At 60.4% G+C, this 26,317-nt stretch carries 22 protein-coding genes; 13 read left to right on the plus strand and 9 right to left on the minus strand.

The window, feature by feature from the left end; genetic code table 11:
* The first annotated feature begins 28 nt into the window (after positions 1-28).
* Positions 29-262: a type II toxin-antitoxin system Phd/YefM family antitoxin gene (locus tag BHU62_RS03620; protein ID WP_016928893.1), complete on the plus strand. Its 234-nt coding sequence runs from the start codon at positions 29-31 to the stop codon at positions 260-262.
* A complete protein-coding gene (locus BHU62_RS03625; RefSeq protein ID WP_073529201.1) occupies positions 259-645 on the plus strand; it encodes a type II toxin-antitoxin system VapC family toxin in 387 nt (128 codons plus the stop codon). The genes BHU62_RS03620 and BHU62_RS03625 overlap by 4 nt, the downstream gene beginning before the upstream one ends.
* Here the strand turns inward: BHU62_RS03625 and licT are convergent.
* The 3 genes from licT to sbcD all read right to left on the minus strand — a co-directional run bounded on the left by licT (position 642) and on the right by sbcD (position 6,202).
* Positions 642-1,490, minus strand: coding sequence for a BglG family transcription antiterminator LicT (licT, locus tag BHU62_RS03630; protein ID WP_073529202.1), 849 nt, complete (start codon positions 1,488-1,490; stop codon positions 642-644). The two genes, BHU62_RS03625 and licT, sit on opposite strands and share 4 nt — an antisense overlap.
* Before the next feature lie 231 nt (positions 1,491-1,721).
* A complete protein-coding gene (gene sbcC / locus BHU62_RS03635; RefSeq protein ID WP_073529203.1) occupies positions 1,722-4,973 on the minus strand; it encodes an exonuclease subunit SbcC in 3,252 nt (1,083 codons plus the stop codon).
* On the minus strand, positions 4,970-6,202 hold the full coding sequence (gene sbcD, locus BHU62_RS03640) for an exonuclease subunit SbcD (RefSeq protein WP_073529204.1): 1,233 nt from the start codon (positions 6,200-6,202) through the stop codon (positions 4,970-4,972). The genes sbcC and sbcD overlap by 4 nt, the downstream gene beginning before the upstream one ends.
* 216 nt (positions 6,203-6,418) lie before the next feature.
* Here sbcD and phoB point away from each other — a divergent pair, with 216 nt between their 5' ends.
* From phoB to proY, 5 genes are all read left to right on the plus strand, one after another.
* Entirely contained in the window at positions 6,419-7,108 is a 690-nt protein-coding gene (phoB, locus tag BHU62_RS03645) for a phosphate response regulator transcription factor PhoB (RefSeq protein ID WP_004940438.1), read from the plus strand.
* A gap of 24 nt (positions 7,109-7,132) precedes the next feature.
* Positions 7,133-8,449, plus strand: a complete 1,317-nt coding sequence (gene phoR / locus BHU62_RS03650) for a phosphate regulon sensor histidine kinase PhoR (protein WP_073529205.1) — start codon at positions 7,133-7,135, stop codon at positions 8,447-8,449.
* A gap of 14 nt (positions 8,450-8,463) precedes the next feature.
* Entirely contained in the window at positions 8,464-9,426 is a 963-nt protein-coding gene (locus tag BHU62_RS03655; RefSeq protein WP_073529206.1) for a PstS family phosphate ABC transporter substrate-binding protein, read from the plus strand.
* 484 nt (positions 9,427-9,910) lie between these two features.
* A complete protein-coding gene (gene brnQ / locus BHU62_RS03660; protein ID WP_073529207.1) occupies positions 9,911-11,227 on the plus strand; it encodes a branched-chain amino acid transport system II carrier protein in 1,317 nt (438 codons plus the stop codon).
* Between the two features lie 73 nt (positions 11,228-11,300).
* Entirely contained in the window at positions 11,301-12,707 is a 1,407-nt protein-coding gene (gene proY / locus BHU62_RS03665) for a proline-specific permease ProY (protein ID WP_073529343.1), read from the plus strand.
* A 31-nt stretch (positions 12,708-12,738) separates the two neighbouring features.
* On the opposite strand, the gene BHU62_RS03670 is transcribed toward proY, so the two are convergent.
* Together BHU62_RS03670 and BHU62_RS03675 are read right to left on the minus strand one after the other, a co-directional pair.
* The gene (locus tag BHU62_RS03670) at positions 12,739-13,002 is read right to left on the minus strand and encodes a hypothetical protein (protein ID WP_073529208.1); all 264 of its coding nucleotides are present in this window, start codon (positions 13,000-13,002) and stop codon (positions 12,739-12,741) included.
* Positions 13,003-13,134: 132 nt separating this feature from the next.
* Positions 13,135-14,391: a mechanosensitive ion channel family protein gene (locus tag BHU62_RS03675; protein ID WP_073529209.1), complete on the minus strand. Its 1,257-nt coding sequence runs from the start codon at positions 14,389-14,391 to the stop codon at positions 13,135-13,137.
* Positions 14,392-14,638: 247 nt separating this feature from the next.
* On the opposite strand from BHU62_RS03675, the gene malZ reads away from it, so the two are divergent.
* On the plus strand, positions 14,639-16,462 hold the full coding sequence (gene malZ / locus BHU62_RS03680; RefSeq protein WP_073529210.1) for a maltodextrin glucosidase: 1,824 nt from the start codon (positions 14,639-14,641) through the stop codon (positions 16,460-16,462).
* Between the two features lie 52 nt (positions 16,463-16,514).
* Here the strand turns inward: malZ and ggt are convergent, their stop codons facing one another.
* The 3 genes from ggt to BHU62_RS03695 form a co-directional block, all read right to left on the minus strand.
* Positions 16,515-18,278: a gamma-glutamyltransferase gene (gene ggt / locus BHU62_RS03685; RefSeq protein ID WP_073529211.1), complete on the minus strand. Its 1,764-nt coding sequence runs from the start codon at positions 18,276-18,278 to the stop codon at positions 16,515-16,517.
* A gap of 235 nt (positions 18,279-18,513) precedes the next feature.
* The gene (locus BHU62_RS03690) at positions 18,514-19,116 is read right to left on the minus strand and encodes a peroxiredoxin C (RefSeq protein WP_073529212.1); all 603 of its coding nucleotides are present in this window, start codon (positions 19,114-19,116) and stop codon (positions 18,514-18,516) included.
* Positions 19,117-19,345: 229 nt separating this feature from the next.
* The gene (locus BHU62_RS03695) at positions 19,346-19,927 is read right to left on the minus strand and encodes an ACP phosphodiesterase (protein WP_073529213.1); all 582 of its coding nucleotides are present in this window, start codon (positions 19,925-19,927) and stop codon (positions 19,346-19,348) included.
* Positions 19,928-20,047: 120 nt separating this feature from the next.
* On the opposite strand from BHU62_RS03695, the gene queA reads away from it, so the two are divergent.
* The 5 genes from queA to secF all read left to right on the plus strand — a co-directional run bounded on the left by queA (position 20,048) and on the right by secF (position 25,657).
* Positions 20,048-21,118 carry a tRNA preQ1(34) S-adenosylmethionine ribosyltransferase-isomerase QueA gene (gene queA, locus BHU62_RS03700; protein WP_073529214.1) on the plus strand — a complete coding sequence of 357 codons (1,071 nt, stop codon included), beginning with the start codon at positions 20,048-20,050 and terminating at the stop codon, positions 21,116-21,118.
* Positions 21,119-21,190: 72 nt separating this feature from the next.
* Positions 21,191-22,318, plus strand: coding sequence for a tRNA guanosine(34) transglycosylase Tgt (tgt, locus tag BHU62_RS03705; protein ID WP_073529215.1), 1,128 nt, complete (start codon positions 21,191-21,193; stop codon positions 22,316-22,318).
* 155 nt (positions 22,319-22,473) lie between these two features.
* Entirely contained in the window at positions 22,474-22,806 is a 333-nt protein-coding gene (gene yajC, locus BHU62_RS03710; RefSeq protein WP_004940391.1) for a preprotein translocase subunit YajC, read from the plus strand.
* Between the two features lie 24 nt (positions 22,807-22,830).
* Positions 22,831-24,678 carry a protein translocase subunit SecD gene (secD, locus tag BHU62_RS03715; RefSeq protein ID WP_073529216.1) on the plus strand — a complete coding sequence of 616 codons (1,848 nt, stop codon included), beginning with the start codon at positions 22,831-22,833 and terminating at the stop codon, positions 24,676-24,678.
* Positions 24,679-24,688: 10 nt separating this feature from the next.
* Complete coding sequence (gene secF, locus BHU62_RS03720; protein WP_019454209.1) at positions 24,689-25,657, plus strand: protein translocase subunit SecF; 969 nt, start codon at positions 24,689-24,691, stop codon at positions 25,655-25,657.
* 65 nt (positions 25,658-25,722) lie between these two features.
* Here the strand turns inward: secF and BHU62_RS03725 are convergent, their stop codons facing one another.
* On the minus strand, positions 25,723-26,283 hold the full coding sequence (locus BHU62_RS03725) for a DUF3251 domain-containing protein (protein WP_073529217.1): 561 nt from the start codon (positions 26,281-26,283) through the stop codon (positions 25,723-25,725).
* Between the last annotated feature and the right edge of the window lie 34 nt (positions 26,284-26,317).

The following is a 26,317-nucleotide window of genomic DNA, read 5'->3' on the forward strand; positions in this document are numbered from 1 at the left end:
TTAGCTAACTTAGCTAAGGAGGACGCGTATGCCGATTCAGGCCAATATGCATGAAGCCAAATCCAATCTGAGCCAGTTGGCGGACAGAGCCGCGGAGGGAGAAACCGTGATTATCGCAAAAGCAGGGAAGCCGTATGTACAGCTGGTAGCCATCAAGGGTGAAGCGCGCCGGCCCGGTGCCGCCAAGGGCAAGTTCACCGTGCCGGCGGATTTCAACGCGGGGGATGCAGCCATTGCGGCGTTATTTGAGGGCGATGAATGAAGCGCCTGCTGCTGGATACCCACGCATTGCTGTGGTGGCTGATCGATGACGCCTGTCTGGGGGCGAACGCCAAAAGGCAGATCGCCGATCCGAGCAATGCGGTGTACGTCAGCGCGGCCAGCATTTGGGAGATCTCCATCAAGCAGGCGCTGGGCAAGCTGACGTTGCCGGAGGACATCTTCACGATCATCGAAGCCGAGGATTTTCTGCCGCTGCCGATGGACGCCTTTCACTGCCAACAGGCGGGTCAGCTGCCGCCCCATCATCAGGATCCTTTCGATCGCATGCTGATCGCGCAGGCGCAGGCCGAAGGGTTGACGCTGATCTCCGCCGACGCAGTGTTTCCGCAGTACGGTATTCGGGTGGCCGACGCCCGCCGTTAAGCCGGTTTTTCCTCGCTTTCGCTGCGCACCCGTTCGATATGGATGGTCAGAAACATCATCTCTTCCGTAGTGAGCTGATGCTGATAGTGTTTTTCGATGTGGCGGTTGATCTTGCCGGCGCAGGCGAATGACTCGCGGTATTTCTCTTTTACCACCTGATACAGCGAGTCGTCGTCGCTGTCGACGTAGTTCTTCCCCAGCAGGCGTTGGGCGAAGAATTTCAAATGGGTGACGAAGCGGTGGTAACTCAGGGCTTCCTCGTTGTAATCAAAGCGGAAATGGTATTTGACCAGGTTGAGGATCTCTTGCATCACGCGGGTAATGTGCAGCGTGTTGTGCATTTCATCGTTAAGCTGGGCGTTGACCAGATGCAGTGCGATAAACCCGGCTTCGTCTTCCGGCAGCACGGTGTCCAGCCGCTGGGCGATTAGAGCCAGCGCCTCCAGCCCGACGGCGTACTCGGCCGGGTAGAGCTTTTTAATTTCCCACAGCAACGCATTTTTGATATCCAGCCCTTCCGCATGGCGCTGCAGAGCGAAGTGGATATGGTCGGTCAATGTGATGTAGACGATGTTGTGCAACTTGCCCGGCAGGCGTTCGCGGGCGAGGGTGATGATCCTGTCGGCGGTGGTGACGCAGGCCAGGGGGATCTCGGAGAGCAGCTCTTTATAGCGCTCGGCGATTTCACCGCCGTTATGGGTGAACACCTTTTCGATCAGGCTTTCATCCAGCGTGTCGCCGGGCTTCTTTTTAAAGCCGATTCCTTTTCCCATCACCACCGTCTCTTCCTGGCGGTCGTCCAGCGTAATCACCACGTTATTATTGAGTATTTTAGCGATTTTCATGGTTTTTCCCGGTGTTTCAGCATCCTGAAAACGAAAAAACCTGACGCCCGGAAGCGATCCCGGGCGTCAGGTTTTGCCTGTATTATGTGTTTCTGTCCTGCGGCCTGAGCGGCGGAAGGGATACAGTAACAATCCTGTTATGTCTGCATCATAACCCGTGTCCGCCGCGGCTCAACGCTTTTCACCGCGGAGTGCCGCCGCGGTCACACTTCTGCGCCGTCTGCTACAGGATCATTCCAGCCTGAAGTGCGCCTCTAGCCGGCTGACGCCAAGGCCGTTGACCTTTTTCACCTTGATTTGCACCGGAATGCGCTCTTTCATCGCCTCGACGTGGCTGATCACGCCAATGGTTTTGCCGGAGGCGTTCAGGCTGTCCAGCGCATCCAGCGCAGTGTCTAGGGTTTCGGCGTCCAGTGTGCCGAAGCCTTCGTCGAGGAACAGCGAGTCGATGCTGGTTTTGTGGCTGACCAGATCGGACAGCGCCAGCGCCAGCGCCAGGCTGACCAGGAAGCTCTCGCCGCCGGACAGGGTGCGGGTGTCGCGCAGCGCGTCCGCTTGCCAGGTATCCACCACCTGCAACTCCAGCGCATCGCTGGTTTTGCGCTGCAGCAGGTAGCGCCCGTGCAGCCGGCCGAGTTGAAGGTTGGCCAGATAAACCAGATGATCGAGCGTCAGCCCCTGAGCGAAGCGGCGGAATTTGTCGCCTTCTTTCGAGCCGATCAGCTGGTTGAGGTAGCTCCAGTCGTCGTAGTCTTGTTGGCTGCGGGCGATTTGCTCGAACAGCGCCTGCTGATTGAGGCGGCGGGCGGCGTCGCTTTCCAGCTGATTGCGCAGTTCGCCCTGGCGCAGCTGCAGCGCCTTCAACTGCTGTGCCAGCTCGGCCAGCGATTGGGTGAACGCGTCGATATTCGCGTTGGTTTCATCCAGCCCTTCAGGGCGGTGTTGCCGATGCTGCTCCAGCGTTTGCGTCGCCTGCGCTAGCAGGGCGGCGGCCTCTACCTGCCGCTGTTGCAGCTGCTCTTTGCACTGCTGCAATTCGCGGCGCAGGGCGTCGTCCAGCAGTGCGGCGGCGAAGGCGCTTTCATCGGCGAATTCGCTGCCGGCCAGCGCTTGCTGCCATTGCTGTTCCGCCTGCTGCAGCCGCTCCTGCATTTGGGTGTGCTGTTGTTGCAGACCGGCCTGCTGGCCGGCCAGGCGTTCGCGCAGTTCCTGCGCCTTTTGCCACTGCTCGGCGGCCTGAAGACTGGCCTGTTCACAGGCGGTTTGTGTGGTGCGCAGCTGTTCCCGCACCTCGGCGACCTGCTGTTCGCCGAACAGCGCCAGCCGCTGCGCGCGCCGTTCGACGAGGGTCTTCTCGCCTTCTTGCCAGCGTTGTTGCAGCTCTTGCTGCTGTTGCAGGCTGTCGGCATGGGTTTTCTGCAGCAGCGTAAAGCGTTCTTCGAGCAGCGCCAGATGTTGCTGCGCCTGCTGCTGTTGCGTTTGCAGAGCGGTGAGCGCGTCTTTTGCCTGTTGTACCGCTTGCGCCGCCTGTTCATGCTGCTGCAGTGCGTGTTGCCCGCGCCGCTCTTCGTCGTCGCAGCCGTTCAGCCAGGCGCTGAGTTGCTCGCCATCCGCCAGCGTAAAGTCGAATGCCAGCGGTGCGCTGAGCTGCTGCCACTGTTGCTGTTGGGCGGCCAGCTGCTGTTCATCCTGCGCGATAGCCTGCTGCTGACGCTGCAATTGCTGTTGCAGGTTGTCGTAACGGGCTCGCAGTTCGACACCTTGTTTTTGCAATGCTTCGGTCTGGATTTTCATTTGCTCCAGACGTTGCGCAGTTTCTGACAGTTTTACCTCTTGGTATTGTTCTACCGCCGGGTGCTCGCATGAGCCGCACAGTGGGCAGGCGGCGCCGGGTTGCAAACGGGCGCGCTCGGCTTCCAGACCCACGATCCGTTGTTCCAGCGCATAGGTTTTTTCAACATCGGCCTGGTGGGCTTTCTGCTGCTTAAATTGCTGACGGATGAGCTCTAGCTGTGGCTCCAACTGGGTCAGCTCAGTGTGACCGATGTTTAGCTCTTGCCGCTGCTGTTCCAGCCGTTTAACCACTTGCTGCGATAAAGAGGCAAGAGTAAATAACTGCTGGCGCGTCGGGCGCAGATCCGCCAGGGCGCTCAGGCGCTGGCGCAGCGGGGCCAGCGGCGTTTGTGCCTCCAGCGCCTGCTGCTGTTGCTGCTGAACGGCCAGCGCTTCACTCAGCGCGTTCAGCTGCTGCCGATGCTGAGCGGCCTGCGCCGTCAGCTGGTGGCGCTGGGCGGTGAGCTGTTCCAGCGCCGCCTGTTGCTGGGTGCTCTGCTGCGCGGCGGTGTCGACGGCCTCTCGCCGCTCGATCTGCGTCGACTGCAGTTGGGCGATCTGGTGGTCGAGCGGTGCGACCTGCTCATCGATCAGCTGCTGCTGTTGCCGCACGTGTTCGGCATGGGTTTGCTGCGCCAGACGGGCCTTTTCCACCGCCTGCTGCAGCGGCGCCAGCTGCGCCGAGTGCTGTTCCTGTTGCTGCGTCAGCTGGGCTGCCTGCTGTTGTATCGTCTGCAGCTCGGCGCGGCAGCGATCGCGCTCACCACGCAGCGGCCGCAATTTCTCGGCCGGTTCGCTGAGCGCCAGCCGCTGCAGCTGCGGGGCGACTTCGGCCTGCTCGCGCCGGGCGGTTTCCAGCCGCCGTTGCCCCTCGTTTTGCTGTTGCTGGAGGCGTTGCCATTGTTGCAGCCAGCTCAGCGCCTGTTGCTGTTGCTGGGTTTGCTTGCCAAGAGCGCTTTCCTGCGCGCTCAGCGCCGTCAGCTGTTCCGTCAGGGAGTGGCGCTGTTCATCGTTCAGCAGCTCGATGCCGCCGGCGCGCTGGTGCAACGCATCCAGGTCGGTCTTGGCCTGCTTGTGCGATTCGAACACCTGTTCGGACAACCGCCCGTAGATTTCGGTGCCGGTCAGCTCTTCCAACAGCTCGGCGCGATCGTTGGCGTCGGCGTTGAGGAAGGCGGCAAACTGCCCCTGAGACAGCATCATCGATTTGGTGAAGCGTCCGAAGTCCAGCCCGGTGATGGCGGCGGTGATCTCCAGCTTGTCGCGCACTTTGTCCGCCAGGATCTTGCCGTCCTCGCGCCGCGCCAGTTCGACCTTCGGCGCCTGCAGGTTGCCGTCCGGCGCATTTTTGGCGCGGCGCTGGCTCCAGAAGGCGCGATAGCCGACGCCCTTGACCTCGAATTCGACCTCTGCCAGCGATTCGGCGGTATGGCGGGTCATCAGTTCATTTTGGCTCGGCGTGACGTTGAGGCGCGGCGTCTGGTGGTACAGCGCCAGGCAGATGGCGTCCAGCAGGGTGGTTTTGCCCGCACCGGTCGGGCCGGTAATGGCGAACAGACCGTTGCTGGCGAAAGGCTCGGCGGTAAAGTCAATTTTCCATTCGCCCTGCAGGGAGTTGAGGTTTTTTAACCGCAGGCTGAGGATCTTCATGGATTCGTCTCCTCAGCGTTGTACTGCACTGCATCGACCACCTGGCGGAACATTTGGCGCATCCGCTGCTGGCGCGCTTCAGGCATTTCCGCTTCCTGCGCCAATCGCCGTTCGAACACCTCGTTGACGCTCAGCTCGTTGAGCGTTTCCTTGTCCTGCTGCGCAATGGCCTGGCGGCGCTGTTCTTTGCTGCGTCGCAGCAGCACCACTTCTACCGGCAGCTCATCCGCCAGCAGTTGGATGCGGCGCTGGATGTCGCTGAGGTAGTCCTGCGTCGCCACTTCGATATCCAGCCACACCGGCAGCTCGCCGGCATAGTCGGCAAATTGCTGCAGCTGCCGTTCGATCTCGGCCAGATCGCCTTTGATCAGCTGCATGGGCTGGAACTGCGGGATCGTTAACGCTTCTACCTGCTGTAGGGCGCCGTCGGCGAAATCCACCAGGAAGACGCTTTTGGCTTTGCCCAGTTCATCGAAGCTGAGCGGAATCGGTGAGCCGCTATAGCGAATATGTTCCGACTTGGCGACGTTCTGCGCGCGGTGAATGTGGCCCAACGCGATGTAATCGGCAGGGGGGAATGCCTGCGCCGGGAAGGCGTCGAGGGTGCCGATATAGATGTCGCGCACCGAGTCGGAGGTGGTGACGCCGACGGTGGTCAGGTGGCCGGTGGCGACGATCGGCAGCGGCAGGCCCAGCCGGTCTCGGCGCTCGCAGGCCGCCTGATACAGCATCTGATAATGTGCGGCGATGGCTTCCTGCAGCGCCTGCTGTTTCTGCGCGCCGGATTCGCCGGCGCGGCTGGTGAGCAGATCGCGCGGCCGCAGGAACGGAATGGCGCACAGCACCGCGCCCGGTTGGCCGTCGCGCCGGTTCAGCACCACGATCTGCTGCTCGAGGTCGCTCTGCGCACTCGCGATCACCGTGGTGTTCAGGCAAGAGAGCAGTTCACGCGATTCGTTCAGCGTCGCCACCGAATCGTGGTTGCCGCCCAGCACCACCAGCTGGCAGCCGGTGCGTTGCAGTTCTACCACGAAGCGGTTGTACAGCTCGCGGGCGTAGCTGGGCGGTGAGCCGGTATCGAACAGATCCCCGGCGACGATCAGCGCATCCACCTGCTGCTGCTCGATCTGTTCGATCAGCCAGTTCAGAAAAGCCTGGTGCTCGGCGGCGCGGCTTTTGGTGAAAAAGTACTGGCCAAGGTGCCAGTCAGAGGTGTGGATCAGGCGCATGACACTCCCGGGTGAAAAGGTAATGGCGGTGATTATAAAGGGCGTGGCGGCGGCTGTCCCGGCGCAATGATGATGACAACGGCATGATTTTTCTTTGCGGCGAGAAATAATCGCTATGCTTACTGCCTATAACAGCCGGTTTTTTTCATAAAAGTGTCACAAAACTGACGCATAATGGCGCCCGCAAAGATCGCTAACACATTGGCAGGATTGACGATGGCAAGACGCATACTGGTGGTGGAAGATGAAGCGCCGATCCGTGAGATGGTGTGCTTTGTGTTGGAACAAAATGGTTACCAACCGTTGGAAGCCGAGGATTATGACAGCGCCGTGACGCGCCTGTCTGAGCCGTTCCCTGATTTGGTGTTGCTCGACTGGATGTTGCCCGGTGGTTCCGGGATTCAGTTTATCAAACATATGAAGCGTGAAGCGCTGACCCGCGATATTCCGGTGATGATGCTGACCGCGCGCGGTGAAGAGGAAGACCGGGTGCGCGGCTTGGAAGTGGGGGCGGATGATTATATCACCAAGCCGTTCTCGCCCAAGGAGCTGGTGGCGCGCATCAAAGCGGTCATGCGCCGCATTTCACCGATGGCGGTGGAAGAAGTGATTGAAATGCAAGGGCTGAGCCTGGACCCGTCCTCTCACCGCGTGATGGCGAACGATCAGGCGCTGGACATGGGGCCGACCGAGTTCAAGCTACTGCACTTCTTTATGACCCACCCGGAGCGGGTTTATAGCCGCGAGCAGTTGCTTAATCATGTCTGGGGCACTAACGTTTATGTGGAAGACCGTACCGTTGACGTGCATATCCGTCGGCTCCGCAAGGCGTTAGAGACCAGTGGGCATGATAAAATGGTTCAAACCGTTCGGGGCACCGGCTACCGGTTCTCAACGCGCTACTGATCGCGCCGCGCTGGAGAATATGCCGTGTTAGAACGTCTGTCGTGGAAGAGGCTGGCTCTGGAGCTGGCTCTTTTTTGTCTGCCCGCCTTGCTGCTGGGGCTGATTTTCGGCTATCTGCCCTGGTTCCTGCTGGCCGCTGCGCTGGCTGCGCTGGTGTGGAATTTCTACAACCAGCTCAAACTGTCCCATTGGCTGTGGATCGACCGCAGCATGACGCCGCCGCCCGGCCGCTGGAGCTGGGAACCGTTGTTCTATGGCCTGTATCAGATGCAGCAGCGCAATCGCCGTCGCCGGCGCGAGCTGGCGCTGCTGATCAAACGCTTTCGCAGCGGGGCCGAATCGCTGCCTGACGCGGTGGTGATGACGACTGTCGAAGGCAACATCTTCTGGTGCAACGGGTTGGCGCAGCACCTGCTCGGCTTCCGCTGGCCGGAAGACAACGGCCAACATATCCTCAATCTGCTGCGTTATCCCGAATTCAGCCAGTATCTGCAACAGCAGGAGTTTTCGCGCCCGCTGACGCTGCAGCTGAACAATGAACACTACGTCGAATTCCGTGTGATGCCCTATTCCGAAGGGCAACTGCTGATGGTGGCGCGCGACGTTACCCAGATGCGCCAGCTGGAGGGCGCGCGGCGCAACTTCTTCGCCAACGTCAGCCATGAACTGCGCACGCCGCTGACGGTGCTGCAGGGTTACCTGGAGATGATGGGCGACGAAGAATTGGACGGCTCGCTGCGCGGCAAGGCGCTGAGCACTATGCAAGAACAGACCCGCCGGATGGACGGGCTGGTCAAGCAGCTGCTGACGCTGTCGCGTATCGAGGCGGCGCCCAACGTGGAGATGAACGAGCGGGTGGATATTCCGCTGATGCTGCGGGTGTTGCAGCGCGAGGCGCAATCGCTGAGCGGTGGCAATCACGAGATCACCTTCCGGGTGAACGAACAGCTCAAAGTGTTCGGCAATGAAGACCAGCTGCGCAGCGCGGTGTCTAACCTGGTGTACAACGCGGTCAACCACACGCCGAAGGGCACCCATATCGAAGTGAGCTGGCAGCAGACGGCGCACGGCGCGCAGTTCCAGGTCAGCGACAACGGGCCGGGCATCGCCGCCGAACACATTCCGCGCCTGACCGAGCGTTTCTACCGCGTCGACAAGGCTCGCTCGCGCCAGACCGGCGGCAGCGGGCTGGGGCTGGCGATCGTCAAACACGCCCTTAGCCACCACGACGCGCGGCTGGAGATCCTCAGCGAGCCGGGGATCGGCACCCGCTTTATCTTTACCTTGCCCAACCGGTTGATTGTTCCCGCCGCTTTATCAGAGAATGCGGTGAAAAATTAACGCGAGACACCGGTATGACCCGAATGACCCAAGGGCTGTTGCTTTGCCTGGCGCTGCTGGCCGGACGCGGCGCGCTGGCGCAGCCTGACGGCATGCTGGCGGGCAACCTGTCCAGCGTCGGTTCCGACACCCTGGCGAATCTGATGGCGTTGTGGGCGCAGGACTTCAGCCAGCATTACCCCAACGTTAACCTGCAAATCCAGGCCGCCGGTTCCTCGACCGCGCCGACCGCGCTGGCGGCGGGCGCTGCGCAACTGGGGCCGATGAGCCGGCCGATGAAGGCAGCCGAGGTCTCGGCATTCGAACACCGGTACGGCTATGCGCCGTTGGCGGTGCCGGTGGCGGTGGATGCGCTGGTGGTGCTGGTGCATCAGGACAACCCGCTGCGCGGCCTCAATCTGCAGCAGCTCGATCGCATTTTCTCCGCCACCCGGCGCTGTGGTGAAAGCAAGCCGCTGACGCGTTGGGGCGAGTTGGGGCTTCGCGGCGACTGGGCAGCGCGTTCACTGCAGCGCTTCGGCCGCAACTCGGCGTCCGGCACCTATGGCTATTTTAAACTGCGCGCGCTGTGCGGCGGTGATTTCATGCCGCGCGTCAATGAGTTGCCCGGTTCGGCTTCGGTGGTGCAGGCGGTGGCCGGTTCGCTCAACGGCATCGGCTACGCCAGCATCGGTTTTCGCGCCAGCGGCGTGCGCCTGCTGCCATTGGCGGAATCGGGGGAGGACTATGTCGCGCCCACCGCCGCCAACGTGCGTAACGATCGCTACCCGCTGTCGCGTTATCTGTATATCTACATCAACAAAGCCCCCAATCAACCGCTGGAGCCGCTGACCGCCGCCTTCCTCGACCGCGTGCTGTCGAGCGCGGGGCAGAGCCTGGTCAATCACGACGGCTATCTGCCTCTGCCGCCGGCCGCCCTGCAGAAGACCCGTGCGGCGCTCGGGTTGAAGCCCCTCGATCCGGTCGCGATGCAATAAGCGGCAAAATGCGGCGTAATTTTCGTCTTTTCCAGCGGCGAAACGGAGCTAGAGCTACGCGAAAACCGGGCGTTTATTGGCGTTTTCGCGCGGTAAAGTGATATATGCTTCACGTTTCGTGAATTCATTGTTCAAAAATGATACAAATCATGTAGTGTATATTTATTGATAGCCAAGATGATCGACTGGTGGCTAAAGTTTATATGGTCGATAGCTCTGCTTTTCGCCGTGCGTCTTGCCTTGAAGCGCTATAAACGTTTACCTTAGCCCTCGTTGTCGGATTAAACCTCCATTTTTATAACTCCTAAAATTTTGCCCATCTTCATGAGCGGCCACTTTCGAATAGGGACATAAACGCCGGACCGACTGCGTTTAGGGTGCTTATTTGGCGCTGCAACGATCGGGCATGCCGGCAACCGGGTGGGGCGTTACGCCACCACGCTATCGGACAATTTTTTCATTTGAACAGGCAACACGACATCGTATGAGTCATCGTTTAACGTCAAAAGATATCCTGGCACTGGGCTTTATGACCTTTGCCTTATTCGTCGGGGCCGGGAACATCATCTTCCCGCCGATGGTCGGCTTGCAGTCCGGTGAACACGTCTGGACCGCGGCGCTGGGCTTCCTGATCACCGCCGTCGGTCTGCCGGTCATCACCGTCATCGCGCTGGCGCGCGTCGGCGGCGGCATCGACGCCCTCAGTTCGCCGATCGGCCGCGGCGCGGGCTTGCTGCTGGCGACCGTCTGCTACCTGGCCGTTGGCCCGCTGTTCGCGACGCCGCGCACCGCCACCGTCTCCTTTGAAGTGGGCATTGCCCCGCTGACCGGCGACGGCGCCATGCCGCTGTTTATCTACAGCCTGGTGTACTTCGCGCTGGTGATCGGCATCTCTCTGTACCCGGGCCGCCTGCTCGATACCGTCGGCCACGTGCTGGCGCCGCTGAAGATCGTGGCGTTGGCCGTATTGGGCATCGCCGCGCTGCTGTGGCCTGCCGGCTCGCCGATCCCGGCGACGACGGCTTATCAGAGCGTGCCTTTCTCCTCCGGCTTCGTTAACGGCTATCTGACTATGGATACGCTGGGCGCGCTGGTGTTCGGCATCGTTATCGTCAATGCGGCGCGTTCGCGCGGCGTGAAAGACGCCGGTTTGTTGACTCGTTATACCATCCTGGCCGGTTTGATCGCCGGCGTGGGCCTGACGCTGGTTTACCTGAGCCTGTTCAAACTGGGCTCAGGCAGCGGCGCGCTGGTGCCGGACGCCACCAACGGCGCGGTGATCCTGCACGCCTACGTTCAGAACACCTTCGGCGCCTTGGGCAGCTTCTTCCTGGCAGCGCTGATCTTCATCGCCTGCATGGTGACTGCGGTTGGCCTGACCTGCGCCTGCGCCGAGTTCTTCGCGCAATACCTGCCGTTCTCGTACAAGACGCTGGTGTTCATCCTGGGCCTGTTCTCGATGGTGGTGTCCAACCTTGGCTTGAGCCACCTGATCCAGATCTCCATTCCGGTGCTGACCGCGATTTACCCGCCGTGCATCGTGCTGGTGGTGTTGAGCTTCACCCTGCGTTGGTGGCACAGCGCGCCGCGCATCATCGCGCCGGTGATGCTTGTCAGCCTGTTGTTTGGTATCCTTGACGCGGTGAAAGCGTCCAGCTTCCAGCAGTTGCTGCCGGCCTGGACCACTCACCTGCCGCTGGCGGAGCAGGGGTTGGCATGGTTGCCGCCTTCGCTGCTGATGCTGGTGCTGGTCGCGATTTATGATCGGGTGTGCACGCGTTCCCAAGTAACCGCGCACTGATAATCTCCCGGCTTAATCTAGGGCCACGGACATGTCCGTGGCTTTTTTACGTTTAAAACTATGGGTCATCTTCATGCAACAACAGTCACCCACCGCTGCCCCCGTCAATAAGCTGAAACGCGGCCTCAGCACGCGTCATATCCGCTTTATGGCGCTGGGGTCGGCCATCGGCACCGGGTTGTTTTACGGCTCGGCGGACGCCATCAAAATGGCCGGTCCGAGCGTGCTGCTGGCTTACCTGATCGGCGGCATCGTGGCCTTTATCATCATGCGCGCGCTGGGAGAGATGTCGGTCAACAACCCGCAGGCCAGCTCGTTTTCCCGCTACGCGCAGGACTACCTCGGCCCGATGGCGGGTTACATCACCGGCTGGACTTACTGCTTTGAAATCCTGATCGTCGCCATCGCCGACGTGACCGCTTTCGGCATCTATATGGGGGTCTGGTTCCCGGAAGTGCCGCACTGGATCTGGGTGCTGAGCGTGGTGCTGATCATCGGCGCCATCAACCTGATGAGCGTCAAGGTGTTCGGCGAGCTGGAGTTCTGGTTCTCGTTCTTCAAAGTCGCCACCATCATCATCATGATCGCGGCCGGCATCGGTATCATCATCTGGGGCATCGGCAACGGTGGGCAACCGACAGGCATTCATAACCTGTGGTCGAACGGCGGCTTCTTCAGCAACGGCGTCATCGGTATGATCCTGTCGCTGCAACTGGTGATGTTCGCTTATGGCGGCATCGAAATCATCGGCATCACCGCCGGTGAAGCCAAAGACCCGAAAAAGTCGATTCCGCAAGCCATCAATTCGGTGCCGTGGCGCATTCTGGTGTTCTACGTCGGTACGCTGTTCGTCATCATGTCGATCTACCCGTGGAACCAGGTGGGTACCAACGGCAGCCCGTTCGTGCTGACTTTCCAGCATATGGGCATCACCGTGGCGGCAGGCATCCTTAACTTCGTGGTGATCACCGCTTCGCTGTCGGCGATTAACAGCGACGTATTCGGCGTCGGCCGCATGCTGCACGGCATGGCCGAACAGGGCCACGCGCCGCGGGTGTTCAGCAAGGTGTCGAAACGCGGCATTCCGTGGGTGACGGTGGTGGTGATGATGCTGGCGCTGCTGCTGGCGGTGTACCTCAACTACATCATGCCGGAAAATGTGTTCCTGGTGATCGCCTCGTTGGCCACTTTCGCGACCGTGTGGGTGTGGATCATGATCCTGTTCTCCCAGATCGCCTTCCGCCGCAGCCTGAGCAAAGAACAGGTCAAGCAGTTGGCGTTCCCGCTGCGCGGCGGGGTATTCACCTCGGTGGTGGCGATCGTGTTCCTGGTGTTCATCATCGGCCTGATCGGCTACTTCCCGACCACGCGCGTCTCGCTATACGCCGGTCTGGTTTGGGTCGTTCTGCTGTTGGCGGGGTACTGGTTCAAGGTTAGCCGCCAGAAAAAACAGGCGGAGCTGGCGCCGCAGCAAGACTAAATGAAAAAACACCGGCTGAGGCCGGTGTTTTTTAGCGTTTGTCTTCCACTTCATCCTCCCCGGTGGCGCGCGCTTCGATACGCATGTCGCCGCCGTTCAGGCGTTCCTCCTCTTCCTCGCCGGCGCAGCGCGCCAGCACTTCGCGAATGTCCTGCATGTTGCTGCTGAGAGCGCTCAGCGAAGGTTGCAGATTGCGGGGCATGCGGCTTTCATCCAGCGAAGCGCTGTGCAGACAGCCGATAAACAGCAGGGTGGCCATCAGGGTAAACAGCCGATGACGTAACCGTTTCAGCAAGGGTTTTCCCTCTCAGTGATGAAGGTGATGGCGCATTAACGCCGTTTTCGCCGGGGAAAAGAAGGGGATGGAGATATCTGTTGGCAATTGAAAGAACATGATTACCAGCAGACACAGTTACGTCAGCCGACGTCAGGAAGCGTTCGCGCTGTGTAGCAGCATGCCGCGCAGGTCATTGCCGGTCGGTGTCTGATGCACGCGCAGGCCGAACTCATCGATCACCGCCAGAATATGGTCGAAAATATCCGCCTGAATGCTTTCGTACTCCGCCCAGACCGTGGTGTTGGTGAAGGCGTAGATTTCCAACGGCAGGCCTTCCGGCGTCGGCGCCAGCTGGCGCACCATCAGCGTCATGTTCTGGTGAATGCGCGGGTGAGCGCGCAGATAGGCTTCCAGATAGGCGCGCAGCGTGCCGAGGTTGGTCAAGCGGCGACCGTTGAGCGGCGAGGCCAGATCGACGGCGATATCCTGGTTGTGCCGGCTCAGCTCCTGGGTCTTATCGTTCAGGTAACTGTGCAGCAGCGGGTTGCGCTGCAGGCGACGCTGTTCCTCTTCCGACAGGAAGTGCACGCTGCCGGTGTCGATATTCAAGCTGCGCTTGATGCGGCGCCCGCCGGATTCCGACATCGACCGCCAGTTTTTGAACGAGTCGGAGATCAGCGCGTAGGTGGGAATGGTGGTGACGGTGTTGTCCCAGTTGCGCACTTTGACCGTGGTCAGGCCGATGTCGGTGACCGCGCCGTCGGCGCCGTATTTCGGCATTTCCAGCCAGTCGCCGATCTTCAGCATGTCGTTGGCGGAGAGCTGAATGCCGGCCACCAGCCCGAGGATCGGATCCTTGAACACCAACATCAAGACCGCGGTCATGGCGCCCAGGCCGCTGAGCAGCAGCAGCGGTGATTTACCCATCAGCAGCGAGACGATCATGATGCCGATCAGGATCGCCGCCACCAGTTTCAGGCCCTGGAAAATGCCGCGCAGCGGCAGCTGGTTGGAGATCGGGCTTTGACGCAGCAGCGCCAGCAGCGTATCCAGCAGTGAGAACAGCGCCAGCAGAGTGAAGGCGAGGATCCACACTTGCGCAGCGGTGACGATCACCGCCTGCGTCTGGCTGCCGCTCTGCAACCACAGCGTCGCCTGGATGCTGATGATCACCCCTTGCAGCAGCAGCGCCACGCGCTGGAACAGTTTGTACTGGGTGATGGCCTGTTGCCAGACGCGCTGCGACTGCTGGCCGCGACGCTGAATGGCGGCCAACACCACCCGGTGCAGCACCAGGTGAATCACCACCGAGATCAGGACGATCAACCCCAATACCATCAACAGCGACATCACTCCGCCGAATTCCAAACCAAATTGCTCCAGCCAGCGCGTTATCTGTTGTTGCATTACCGCCCCTTAAAAAATGCGCAAAAAATATCCTGTAAGCTCAAAACGCGTTAGCCTAATGGTTAACGTGCGGGATTTGTGCCTGTTTACCTTTTTTTACATCGGGTTAGCGTTATTTTTCGGTCTCCGCCCCCCGGCTCATCCCCGGGTTTTGCGGCCAGAGAGGAGGGGAAGTTGCACTTAACGTGGCATTGTTCGCTTCCGTGAATAACGCCGTCGATTTCGTTTGGTACAGCAGGAGAACAGTATGCTTAACGCCTGGCATCAACCGGTTCCGCCTTTTGTGGTGAAGCAAGGGCAACGTTTGGATATCACGCTGTGGTTACAGGGGGATGAACTGCCCGAACGGGTGTTTTTGCGCGCCGAGCCGGACAACGAAGAGTGGCTGCTGGCGATGAAAGCGCAGCGCCACGAAGGTATGCGGCGTTACCAGGCCAGCTTGACGCTGAATGAGGGCGAGCCGACGCGGCGTTACTGTTTCAAGTTGCTGTGGGCCGATCGCCAACAGTGGTTCGGGCCGCAGGGCTGGTCGCCAACGCCGCCGGGCCAACTGGCGCAGTTTGCCGTTGACGAGCCAGACAACGGCCCCGAGTGGGTGGCGGATCAGCTGTTCTACCAGATTTTCCCCGATCGCTTCGCCAGCAGCGGCGGTGAGCACGGCATCCAAAGCGGCAGCTACCGCCATCACGCGGCCGGTGCCGAGGTGATTCGGCGCGACTGGCACCATCCGCTGGAGGACAGCCACGCCGCCTCGACCTTTTACGGCGGCGATCTGGACGGCATCAGCGCCAAACTGCCGTATTTGCAGCAGCTGGGCGTGACGGCGCTGTACCTGAACCCGATTTTTACCGCGCCGAGCGTGCATAAATACGATACCGAGGACTATTACCAGGTCGACCCGCACTTCGGCGGCAACGCGGCGCTGCAGCGTTTGCGAGTGAGCACTCACAAGGTGGGCATGAAGCTGGTGTTGGACGGGGTATTCAACCACACCGGCGACTCGCATCCGTGGTTCGACCGCCACCGCCAGGGCGAAAACGGCGCCTGTCACCACCCCGATTCGCCGTATCGCGGCTGGTTCAACTTTTACCCGGACGGCCGCGCGCTCGACTGGAAAGGCAACGCCAGCCTGCCGAAGCTCAACTTCGCCGAGCCGCAGGTGGCGGAAGCGATCTATCGCGGGGAAGGCAGCGTGGTGCGCCACTGGCTGCGCCCGCCGTACAGCATTGACGGTTGGCGGCTGGACGTGGTGCACATGCTGGGAGAGAACGGCGGCGCCACCGGCAACCTGCATCACCTGGCAGGCATCTATCAGGCGGTGAAGCAGGAGAACCCGCAGGCCTACGTATTGGGCGAGCACTTCGGGGATGCGCGCCGCTGGCTGCACGCCGGCGTGGAGGATGCAGCGATGAACTACATGGGCTTCGCGCTGCCGGTGCGGGCGTTTTTGGCGGGGCTGGACGTGGCCTATCACCCGGTGCGGTTGGATGCCGCCGGGTGCGCGCAGTGGATGGACGGCTATCGCGCCGGCCTGCCGCACGGCCGCCAGCTGATCCAGTTCAACCAGCTGGACAGCCACGACACCGCGCGTTTTCTCACGCTGTTGCAGGGAAATCAGGCGCGCATGCAGATGGCAGCGGTGTGGCTGATGAGCTGGATCGGCGTGCCTTGCCTCTATTACGGCGATGAAATCGGTCTGGACGGCGGCAACGATCCGTTTTGCCGCAAGACGTTCCCGTGGGACGTCGGCGACTGGGACCGGCCGCTGTTGGCGCTGTTCCAGCGCATGGCAGCGCTGCGTAAACAGAGCGTGGCGCTGCGGCGCGGCGGCTGTCAGGTGCTGTATGCCAGCGGGGAAACGCTGGTGTTCGTGCGCCTTTATCGGCAGGAGCAGGTGCTGGTGGCGCTGCAGCGTGACGGCAGCGGCCAGGCGCAGCTGCCGCGCAACCCGCTGTTGGCGCGCGGCCCGTGGCGGCGTGTGGAAGGGCGGGGAGAGTTGAGCGAAACGGCGGGCGGGCTGCGGCTGCAGCTGGCGGAAGAGTCGGCCACCGTGTGGCGCTGCGAAGGCTAAAGGGTTGCGGGGGCCGAAGGGCCCCCGTGATTAAGGTAAGTGGGTGTTTACATCAGTAACCGACCGCGGAGCCTGCCGGGCGGCGCACATCGTTGGCGCCGTACAGGTAGCCTTCGCGTACCTTGCCGGACACCGCCGAGTCGTTGCCGGAGTTGGCCGGGCTGACGCCTGCCGCGCCCGGCAAACCGACCAGAATCAGTTCGGCGGCGCCCCACGGCGTTTGTTCTACCATCTTATAACCCATGCCGTTCAGCAGCTTCAGCGTATCGGCGGAAACGCCGCGCTGTTCGTAGTACACCTCATCTGGCAGCCACTGGTGGTGGATGCGCGGCGCGTCTACCGCTTCCTGCGGCGCCATGCCGTGGTCGATCACGTTCAACGCGGTCTGCAGGGTGATGGTGATGATGCGCGAGCCACCCGGTGAACCCAGCACCATAAAGATCTTGTTGTCCTTGGTCACCAGCGTCGGGCTCATTGACGATAGTGGGCGCTTACCGGGGGCAATGCTGTTGGCGGTGCCCTGCACCAGCCCGTACAGGTTTTTCTCGCCCACTTTCACCGTGAAGTCGTCCATTTCGTCATTGAGGAAGAAGCCGGTGCCCGGTGCGATCACCACGGCGCCGAAGCGGCCGTTGACGGTATAGGTGGTGGAGACCGCGTTGCCGTCGTGATCGACGATCGAATAGTGGGTGGTTTCCGGTTTCTCATGCGGTTCCATGCCGGGCTGCACGTTCTCCGACGGCGTGGCCTTGTCCGCGACGATTTTCTTGCGGATCTGCTCGGCGTAGCTCTTGCTCACCAGCTGGTCGATCGGGTTCTTGATGAACTCCGGGTCGCCGAGGTAGGTGTTGCGGTCCATATAGGCATGGCGCATCGCTTCGGTCATGGTATGAATGGCTGCCGCCGAGTTGAAGCCCATGCTTTTCAGGTCATAGCCTTCCACCACGTTGAGGATTTCGCATAGCGTTACGCCGCCGGAGCTGGGAGGCGGCGCCGACACGAACTTGTAGCCGCGATAGCTGCAGGCGATCGGTGGGGTTTCGGTGACTTTGTAGTTGGCGAAGTCGGCCGCGGTCAAGATGCCGCCGCCCTGTTTGGCTGCTGCCTCCACCGCCTGCGGGATCTTGCCTTTATAGAAGGCGTCGGTTCCCCCCTTGGCGATGGCTTCCAGCGTATTAGCCAGATCGGTTTGCACCAGTTTGTCCCCCGGCTGCAGCGGGCTGCCGTCCGGGCGCAGGAAGATTTTGGCCGACTCGGGATCCTGTTTGAAGCGCGCGACGGTGGTGTCGAGGATATCGGTGTCGGCACGGGTCAGCACAAAGCCTTCGCGCGCCAGCTTGATCGCCGGTGCCAGCACCTGCTCACGGCTCAGTTTGCCGTACTTCTCACGCGCGGTTTCCATCCCCAGTACGGTGCCCGGCACGCCCGCCGCCAGATAACCGTACAGGCTGGCGTCTTTCTTCACCTTGCCGTCGGCATCCAGATACATGTTGGCGCTGGCCGCCGCCGGCGCGGTTTCGCGGAAGTTGATGAAGGTGTCGGTGCCGTCCGCCAGGTGGACGGTCATAAAGCCGCCGCCGCCGATGTTACCGCAGCAGGGGTTGACCACCGCCTGCGCATAGCCGACCGCCACGGCGGCGTCGATGGCGTTGCCGCCCATCTTCAGGATATCCACGCCGACCTGCGAGGCCAGATGCTGCGAGGTGACCACCATGCCGTTTTTGGCTTCCACCGCCGGGTTGGATGCCGCATACAGGCTGCCGCTGACCAGCAGCGCCGCCATGGTCAGGGGTTTGCTCCATTTCTGTAAAAACATAGTTATTCCTACCCTGTCAGTTTTTTATTGTGTTGTGTTTTGCTTGCCGCTGTTCACTTGCAAAGCGCGAGCCAGCGTTATTGATAGTAGCCGCAGATGGGCGTGCGCGCGGCGAGCAGGGTGGGAAATGTGAGCGGAAACAGGGAAATAAAGCACTGAAGGCGGGCGGGCTGCCCCAAAAAAGGGCATAAAAAAACCGGCCGCGGGGGCCGGTTGATTCGCTATCAGGCTGAAATTACAGCTTGGCAGCGTTTTCAGACAGGTATTTTGCAACGCCGTCTGGGGAGGCGCCCATACCTGCTTTGCCTTTTTCCCACTGAGCCGGGCACACTTCACCGTGCTCTTCGTGGAATTGCAGCGCGTCAACGGTACGGAGCATTTCGTCGATGTTACGGCCGATTGGCAGGTCGTTAACAACCTGAGCACGTACGATGCCGTCTTTGTCGATCAGGAAGGAGCCGCGCAGCGCAACGCCGGCTTCCGGGTGTTCGATGCCGTAAGCTTTCTGGATTTCACGCTTGATGTCAGCAACCATTGCGTATTTCACTTCACCGATGCCGCCTTTGTCGACAGGGGTTTTACGCCATGCGTTGTGAACGAACTCTGAGTCGAAGGAAACGCCAACCACTTCAACGCCACGCTTCTGGAACTCTTCATAGCGGTGATCGAAAGCGATCAGCTCGGAAGGGCATACGAAGGTGAAGTCCATTGGCCAGAAGAACAGGACGGCCGGTTTGCCGTTCAGGTGCTTCTTCAGGTTGAAGTTTTCAACGATTTCGCCGCTACCCAGTACGGCAGCTGCAGTGAAGTCAGGGGCTTGACGAGTTACCAGGACCATAATTACTCCTGTAATAGGTGTTAAAGGGTGGATGTAAAAACAAGGGCCAGTATAGGGGCCGCGACTTGGTGAATAAAGGGTAAAAGACCAATCGATGAGATAGTTTTTACCTATCAAAGTCGTTAATTAAATTTAGCGAGCTTTAAAAATAAACTTTTCCCACAAAAGGGCAAGCGGCAAAACGTAAATTCTTGCAAGGCGTTGCAATTTCAATCGGTTGGGCTTGACCCTAGAGCGCTTTATCCTTCGCCAGCCGCATCATTTGCGGGTAAAACTGCCAAAACTGTGTTTCAAGCTGATGATAATGTTGCTCGACGTCGGCGAATGAGCCGGCCAGTGCATCGAGGCGCGGGCGGCGGCTGGCCATGCCTTGCAGCACCTGGGCGATGAACGGCAATTCGGCGTAGCGCTCCAGCCAGCGTTCCGGCCACAGGTAGCCGTTCAGGTTCTGAAAACGCGGCGGCGTGAGCGGCAGATAAGGTTCGATCTGGCTGCGGGCTTCCTGGGTAAACTGGTGCAGGTCGCGCGAAGGCTCCAACTGCTGCCAGTGGCGCGCCAGAAAATGGTCCCACACCACGTCGAGAGTGATTGGCGCCACGCGGCGGTAGGGGGCGCTGAAATAGTCGCGGCTGGCTTTGACCTGCGGCAGGCTGTCGGTCAATACGTCGACGCGGCGGTGCATCATGATGCCGGCCACCACGTCGGGCGGGTAGTCGGCGGCGGGGTTGCCGCGCACGAAATCGGCCAGCAGGTTGCCCAGCAGCGAGCTGTCCGCCAGCATGGCCAGGTGAAGATGAGCGAGAAAATTCATCCCTCAACTATACCCGAAGTCAGGCAAATCCTCCTTATTTCTTGCCGCTGACCGCCCCCGGCTTTAGACTAGGCCGCCTGTTTTTTACCAACCAGCCCTAAATTGAAGAAGTGAATACCCATGCGCGTCGCTGATTTTTCGTTTGAACTTCCCGAATCCCTGATTGCCCACTATCCCCAGGCCGAGCGCAGCGCATGCCGCCTGCTGCAGCTGGACGGGCCGAGCGGGGCGCTGACGCACGGCGTATTCACCGATCTGCTGGATAAGCTGGAAGCCGGCGACCTGCTGGTGTTCAACAATACCCGCGTGATCCCAGCGCGCATGTTCGGCCGCAAGGTCAGCGGCGGCAAGATTGAAGTGCTGGTGGAGCGCGTGTTGGACGACCATCGCGTGCTGGCGCACGTGCGCGCGTCGAAAGCGCCGAAGCCGGGCGCCGAGCTGCTGCTGGGGGACGACGAGAGCATCGCCGCCACCATGGTGGCGCGCCACGAGACGCTGTTCGAGCTGCGCTTCAACGACGAACGCGACGTGTTCACTATCCTCAACGCCGCCGGCCACATGCCGCTGCCGCCTTATATCGCCCGCCCGGATGAAGACGCCGACCGCGAGCTGTATCAGACGGTCTACAGCGAGAAGCCCGGTGCTGTCGCCGCGCCGACCGCCGGCCTGCACTTCGACGAGCCGCTGCTGGCGGCGCTGCGCGCCAAGGGCGTGGAAATGGCGTTCGTGACGCTGCACGTCGGCGCCGGCACCTTCCAGCCGGTGCGCGTGGAAACCATCGAAGATCACGTGATGCACGCCGAATACGCCGAAGTGCCGCAGGACGTGGTCGATGCGGTGCTGGCCTGCAAGGCGCGCGGCAAACGCGTCGTGGCGGTGGGCACCACCTCGGTGCGCTCGCTGGAAAGCGCCGCGGCGGCCAGCAAAGAGGCACTGATTGCGCCGTTCTTCGGCGATACCAGCATCTTTATCTATCCGGGCTATCACTATCAGGTGATCGACGCGCTGGTGACCAATTTCCACCTGCCGGAATCGACTCTGATCATGCTGGTGTCGGCCTTCGCCGGCTATAAAAACACCATGCACGCCTATCAGCAGGCGGTGGCCGAGCAGTATCGCTTTTTCAGCTACGGCGATGCGATGTTCATCAGCCGTAACCCGCAGGCGGAAAACGAATCCGTCGGCGGTTAATTTCCCGGGCTGCGCCCACGGCGCGGCCCCGTTTCAACGACATCAGACTGTTTCTCTGATGCTGGAGGCTTTGTGAAGTACGAATTACAAACTACCGATGGCCGCGCGCGTCGCGGCCGCCTGATCTTCGACCGCGGCGTGGTGGAAACCCCGGCCTTTATGCCGGTCGGCACCTACGGTACGGTCAAGGGCATGACGCCGGAAGAAGTGAAAGAGACCGGCGCGCAGATCCTGCTGGGCAACACCTTCCACCTGTGGCTGCGCCCGGGCCAGGAGATCATGAAACTGCACGGCGATCTGCACGACTTCATGCAGTGGCATGGGCCGATCCTCACCGATTCCGGCGGTTTCCAGGTATTCAGCCTGGGGGCGATGCGCAAGATCAAAGAGGAAGGCGTGTACTTCCGCAACCCGATCAACGGCGACAAGGTTTTCCTGAGCCCGGAAAAATCGATGGAAATCCAGTATGACCTGGGTTCCGACATCGTGATGATCTTCGACGAATGTACGCCGTACCCGGCCGACTGGGACTACGCCAAGCGTTCGATGGAAATGTCGCTGCGTTGGGCGCAGCGCAGCCGCAAGCGTTTCGACGAGCTGGAAAATAAAAATGCGCTGTTCGGCATTATTCAGGGCGGCGTTTACGAAGATTTACGTGATGTTTCAGTCAAAGGGCTGGTGGATATCGGCTTTGACGGGTACGCTGTGGGCGGCTTGGCTGTAGGCGAGCCGAAAGAGGATATGCATCGCATTCTTGAACACGTTTGCCCGCAAATTCCGGAAGATAAGCCACGCTATTTGATGGGCGTCGGCAAGCCGGAAGATTTGGTGGAAGGCGTGCGCCGTGGCATCGACATGTTCGACTGCGTCATGCCGACCCGCAACGCCCGCAACGGCCATCTGTTCGTGACTGACGGTGTGGTAAAAATCCGTAATGCCAAGCACAAGGATGATACTTCTCCGCTGGATAAGGACTGTGATTGCTACACGTGTCGCCATTACAGCCGCGCCTACTTGCACCATCTTGACCGTTGCAACGAAATATTGGGTGCTCGATTGAACACGATTCATAACCTGCGTCACTACCAACGCCTGATGGCGGGTTTACGCCAGGCTATTGAAGAGGGTAAATTAGAGCAGTTTGTTGCGGATTTCTATGGTCGGATCGGCAAGCCGGTTCCGCCTTTAAATACCCAATAGATTTCAAGATGCAGCAAGGCGGCGACCGGATGAGTCCCAGGAGCTTGGATTGCCAAGTGACTGGGGTGAAAAAGGAAGTCAACACCGCTGCAGTTTGAAAGATGAAGGGTAGAAACGCTTGATCTAATAATTGATAACTTAATGAGGGAATTTCAATGAGCTTTTTCATTTCTGACGCCGTCGCATCCGCAGGGGCTCCGGCTCAGGGAAGCCCGTACTCTCTGATCATTATGCTGGTGGTGTTCGGCCTGATCTTCTACTTCATGATCCTGCGCCCACAGCAGAAACGCGCTAAAGATCACAAGAAGCTGATGGACTCCATCGGTAAAGGCGACGAAGTGCTGACCACCGGCGGCCTGATCGGTCGCGTGACCAAAGTGGCCGACACCGGCATCATCGCCATCGCGCTGAACGACACCACGGAAGTGATGATCAAGCGTGACTTCGTGGCGGCCGTTCTGCCGAAAGGTACCATGAAGGCCCTGTAATCTTTTTTCCCGAAGGGAATTGCCGTGCTAAACCGTTATCCTTTGTGGAAGTATCTGATGTTGATCGCTGTGATCCTCATCGGTCTGCTTTATGCGCTTCCCAACATCTACGGTGAGGATCCGGCCGTACAAATCACTGGCGCGCGCGGCGTCGCCGCCAGTGAAACTACGCTGGACCAGGTCCGTACCGTATTAGAAAAAGACAACATCGCGAGCAAGTCGATTGCGCTGGAAAATGGCGCCATCCTGGCTCGCTTTAAAGATCCTGACGTTCAGCTGCGCGCCCGCGAAGCGCTGGTGACCGAGCTGGGTGACAAATTCGTCGTGGCGCTGAACCTGGCGCCGGCCACGCCGACCTGGCTGGCCATGCTGGGCGCAGAGCCGATGAAACTCGGCCTGGACCTGCGCGGCGGCGTGCACTTCCTGATGGAAGTGGATATGGACACCGCGTTGAGCAAGCTGCAGGAACAGACCATGGACACCCTGCGCAGCGAGCTGCGTGAGAAGGGCATTCCTTACGCGTCTATCCGCAAGCTGGACAACAACGGCGTGGAAGTCCGCTTCCGCGACGATGCGGCCCGCGATCAGGCCATCAGCTACATCGGCCCGCGTCAGCGCGATCTGGTGCTGTCCGCCAACGGCGCCAACACCATGAAAGCCAGCCTGACGGACGCCCGTCTGAGCGAAGCGCGCGAATACGCCGTACAGCAGAACATCACTATCCTGCGTAACCGCGTCAACCAGCTCGGCGTCGCCGAACCGCTGGTGCAGCGCCAGGGCGCCGACCGCATCGTGGTCGAACTGCCGGGCATTCAGGACACCGCGCGCGCCAAAGAAATTCTGGGCGCCACCGCGACCCTGGAATTCCGTCTGGTGAACACCAATGCGGACGCCACTGCGGCGGCCAACGGCCGCGTGCCGGGCGATTCCGAGGTGAAATACACCCGTGACGGCCAGCCGATCGTGCTGTACAAGCGTGTGATCCTGACCGGTGACCACATCACCGACTCCACCTCGAGCACCGACGAATACAACCAGCCGCAGGTTAACATCTCGCTGGACAGCGCCGGCGGCACGTCCATGTCCAACTTCACCAAGGACAACATTGGCAAGCCGATGGCGACCCTGTTCGTGGAGTATAAGGACAGCGGCAAGAAAGACGCCAACGGCCGCGCGGTGCTGGTGAAACAGGAAGAAGTGATCAACGTGGCGAACATTCAGTCGCGTCTGGGCAACAGCTTCCGCATCACCGGTATCGGCAACCCGAACGAAGCGCGTCAGCTTTCGCTGCTGCTGCGTGCGGGTGCGCTGATCGCGCCGATTCAGATCGTCGAAGAGCGTACCATCGGTCCAACTCTGGGTCAGCAGAACATCACCCAAGGTCTGGAAGCCTGTCTGTGGGGCCTGGTGGCGTCCATCGTCTTCATGGTGGTTTGGTACCGTAAGTTCGGCGTGATCGCCACCACGGCGCTGGTCGCCAACCTGGTGCTGATCGTTGGCGTGATGTCCCTGTTACCGGGGGCGACGCTGACCATGCCGGGTATTGCCGGGATCGTGTTGACGCTGGCGGTGGCGGTCGACGCCAACGTACTGATTAACGAACGTATCAAGGAAGAGCTGAAGAATGGCCGGTCCATTCAGCAGGCGATTCATGAGGGCTATAAAGGCGCGTTCTCCAGTATCGTCGACGCCAACATCACCACGCTGATCACCGCGGTCATCCTGTACGCAGTGGGCACCGGTTCGATCAAAGGCTTTGCGATCACCACCGCTATCGGTGTGGCGACGTCCATGTTCACCGCGATTGTCGGTACCCGTGCCATCGTCAACCTGCTTTACGGCGGCAAACGCATTAACAAGCTGTCTATCTGAGGAGTGCGTTGTGGCACAGGATTATACTGTTGAGCAACTCAACTACGGCCGTAAAGTCTATGACTTTATGCGCTGGGACTACGTGGCCTTCGGCATTTCGTTGGTGCTGTTGGTCGCGTCGATCGCCACCATGTCGGTGCGCGGGTTTAACTGGGGTCTGGATTTCACCGGCGGTACGGTGATTGAAATCAACCTGGAGAAACCGGCTAACCTCGACCTGATGCGCGATACGCTGGAGAAGGCCGGGTTCCAGGATCCGATCATCCAGAACTTCGGCAGCAGCCGCGACGTGATGGTGCGTATGCCACCGGCGACCGGTACCGCAGGCCAGGAACTGGGCAACAAAGTGATCGGCGTGATCAACGACTCGGTGGATAAAAATGCCACCGTGAAGCGCATTGAGTTCGTCGGCCCGAGCGTGGGCAGCGAACTGGCGCAAACCGGCGGCATGGCGCTGCTGGTGGCGTTGATCTGTATCCTGATCTACGTCGGTTTCCGCTTCGAATGGCGCCTGGCGCTGGGGGCGGTCATCGCGCTGGCGCACGACGTGATCATCACGCTGGGCGTGCTGTCGCTGTTCCACATCGAGATTGACCTGACCATCGTCGCGTCTCTGATGTCGGTTATCGGCTACTCGCTGAACGACAGCATCGTGGTTTCCGACCGTATTCGTGAGAACTTCCGCAAGATCCGCCGCGGCACGCCTTACGAGATCATGAACGTGTCGCTGACCCAGACGCTGAGCCGTACGCTGATGACTTCCGGTACTACCCTGATGGTGGTGCTGATGCTGTACATCTTCGGTGGCGCGATGCTGCAAGGCTTCTCGCTGGCGATGCTGATCGGCGTGTCGATCGGTACCGTCTCCTCCATCTACGTCGCGTCCGCGCTGGCGTTGAAGCTGGGGATGAAACGCGAGCACATGCTGCAGCAGAAAGTGGAAAAAGAGGGCGCGGATCAGCCTTCGATTCTGCCTTAACCGCCGCAGTATTCAGCGAAATGAGAAGGAGCGCCTATCGGCGCTCCTTTTTTTTGCTGCGGGTTTCAGTATTGCCGCACGACCGCCGGCTGGGCGGTCGATATCAGACTGTGCAGACGGATATAGCCCAGCTGTTCCGGCGTCAGGCCGCTGAGGCGCAGTTCGAAGTCCTGACCGGGTTTCGGCAGCAGCGAATCGGCGCTGGCGATCGGTTGCGACAGCGCCTCGGCGCTCAACGGCCGGCCGGTGGCGGCATCCAACTGGCCCCATTCCACTACCGCTTTGAACGGCGGCAGCATGGCTTGGGAGAGGATGCGCACATGCAGCTGCGCCTGCGTGCCGTTGGCTTCGCTCTTGATATGACTGAGCGATACGCTCAGCTCGCCGATGCTGCTCTGCAGGCGGGCGGCGCTCCTGGCCGCCGGCAGCAGGTAGACGCCGCTGTCGGAGTGTTGGTTGAGCTGATTCTGCCGCTCCAGCGCGGTGGTTTGGTCGGTTAGCACGCTCACCTTCTGGTTCAGTGCGGCGACCTGGTGGCGCAGCTGAGGCACGGCGGCGTTGTGCGCGCAGCCCGCCAGCAATACGGCGGCGGCGAGCAGGACGATTTTCGGGCAACAGGTTGTCATAACGGCGATTTCCTATGCAGAATCTCCTGTTATC

Origin of the sequence: Serratia marcescens, assembly GCF_001902635.1 — a bacterium.
In the GTDB taxonomy this organism is placed as follows: Bacteria; Pseudomonadota; Gammaproteobacteria; order Enterobacterales; family Enterobacteriaceae; genus Serratia; species Serratia marcescens_F.

What these genes read in the sequence shown, in the direction of transcription:
- phoB (WP_004940438.1), top strand. Translation starts at nt 6,419, where the DNA reads ATGGCAAGACGCATACTGGTGGTGGAAGATGAAGCGCCGATCCGTGAG.
- licT (WP_073529202.1), bottom strand. Translation starts at nt 1,490, where the DNA reads ATGAAAATCGCTAAAATACTCAATAATAACGTGGTGATTACGCTGGAC.
- BHU62_RS03695 (WP_073529213.1), bottom strand. Translation starts at nt 19,927, where the DNA reads ATGAATTTTCTCGCTCATCTTCACCTGGCCATGCTGGCGGACAGCTCG.
- brnQ (WP_073529207.1), top strand. Translation starts at nt 9,911, where the DNA reads ATGAGTCATCGTTTAACGTCAAAAGATATCCTGGCACTGGGCTTTATG.
- ggt (WP_073529211.1), bottom strand. Translation starts at nt 18,278, where the DNA reads ATGTTTTTACAGAAATGGAGCAAACCCCTGACCATGGCGGCGCTGCTG.
- proY (WP_073529343.1), top strand. Translation starts at nt 11,301, where the DNA reads ATGCAACAACAGTCACCCACCGCTGCCCCCGTCAATAAGCTGAAACGC.
- sbcD (WP_073529204.1), bottom strand. Translation starts at nt 6,202, where the DNA reads ATGCGCCTGATCCACACCTCTGACTGGCACCTTGGCCAGTACTTTTTC.
- BHU62_RS03690 (WP_073529212.1), bottom strand. Translation starts at nt 19,116, where the DNA reads ATGGTCCTGGTAACTCGTCAAGCCCCTGACTTCACTGCAGCTGCCGTA.
- yajC (WP_004940391.1), top strand. Translation starts at nt 22,474, where the DNA reads ATGAGCTTTTTCATTTCTGACGCCGTCGCATCCGCAGGGGCTCCGGCT.
- BHU62_RS03625 (WP_073529201.1), top strand. Translation starts at nt 259, where the DNA reads ATGAAGCGCCTGCTGCTGGATACCCACGCATTGCTGTGGTGGCTGATC.
- BHU62_RS03725 (WP_073529217.1), bottom strand. Translation starts at nt 26,283, where the DNA reads ATGACAACCTGTTGCCCGAAAATCGTCCTGCTCGCCGCCGCCGTATTG.
- BHU62_RS03655 (WP_073529206.1), top strand. Translation starts at nt 8,464, where the DNA reads ATGACCCGAATGACCCAAGGGCTGTTGCTTTGCCTGGCGCTGCTGGCC.
- queA (WP_073529214.1), top strand. Translation starts at nt 20,048, where the DNA reads ATGCGCGTCGCTGATTTTTCGTTTGAACTTCCCGAATCCCTGATTGCC.
- malZ (WP_073529210.1), top strand. Translation starts at nt 14,639, where the DNA reads ATGCTTAACGCCTGGCATCAACCGGTTCCGCCTTTTGTGGTGAAGCAA.
- BHU62_RS03675 (WP_073529209.1), bottom strand. Translation starts at nt 14,391, where the DNA reads ATGCAACAACAGATAACGCGCTGGCTGGAGCAATTTGGTTTGGAATTC.
- BHU62_RS03620 (WP_016928893.1), top strand. Translation starts at nt 29, where the DNA reads ATGCCGATTCAGGCCAATATGCATGAAGCCAAATCCAATCTGAGCCAG.
- sbcC (WP_073529203.1), bottom strand. Translation starts at nt 4,973, where the DNA reads ATGAAGATCCTCAGCCTGCGGTTAAAAAACCTCAACTCCCTGCAGGGC.